At 73.6% G+C, this 760-nt stretch carries 1 protein-coding gene; it reads left to right on the top strand.

What is annotated here, in order from left to right:
- A partial coding sequence (locus tag F3J10_RS35895; protein ID WP_240155815.1) for a phosphopantetheine-binding protein occupies window positions 1-760 on the top strand: 760 nt, incomplete at both ends.

The following is a 760-nucleotide window of genomic DNA, read 5'->3' as shown; positions in this document are numbered from 1 at the left end:
GGTGCCGGGCGCGTTTGGCTTCGTGGCGGCGCTGCCCAAGGGCATCGCGGGCAAGCTCGATCGCCGCGCGCTCGCCGCGCTGGCGCTGCCGGACCCGGTCGGCGATGCCGGCGGCGCGCTCGCCCCGCGCAACGCGACCGAGCGGGCGCTGTGGGAGATCTGGCGTGCGGTGCTGCGGGCCCCGACGCTCGGCGTGACCGACAATTTCTTCGAGCTGGGGGGCGATTCGATCCTGTCGATCCAGGTGGCGGCGCGCTCGCGCCAGCAGGGCATCGCCTTTTCGGCGCGCGACCTGTTCCGCTTCCCGAGCATCGAACTGCTGGCCGCCAACGCGCGCCACGAGCCTGTCCACCCGTCGGACCGCGGCGCGAGCCAGGGCGCCACGGAAGCCAGTGCGGACGACATGCCCTTGCTGCCGATCCATCACGCGTTCTTCGCGATCGACGACCGGCACGTGGATCACTACCAGCAATCGCGGCTGCTGGACGTGCCGGCCGAGCTCACGCCGGCATTTCTCGAGGCATGGCTCGATACGCTGGTGGCCGACCACGACGCGCTGCGCCTGCGCTTCGCGCGCGACGCGTCGGGCTGGCGGGCCAAATTCGCCGCGTCGGCACCGCGCGAGGACAGCGCGCGCCTGATGTGCCACGACCATGCCGGACAGGCACTCGACGGCGCGGGCACGCAGGCGCTGTTCGCCGCCGCGCGGCGCGCCGTGCGTCTTGCCGGCGGGCCGTTGCTCGTGGCGGCGCTGGCGCGA

Origin of the sequence: Burkholderia sp. Cy-637, from assembly GCF_011753175.1 — a bacterium.
GTDB lineage: Bacteria > Pseudomonadota > Gammaproteobacteria > Burkholderiales > Burkholderiaceae > Burkholderia > Burkholderia gladioli.
This window is presented reverse-complemented; position numbering and strand designations above follow the sequence as displayed.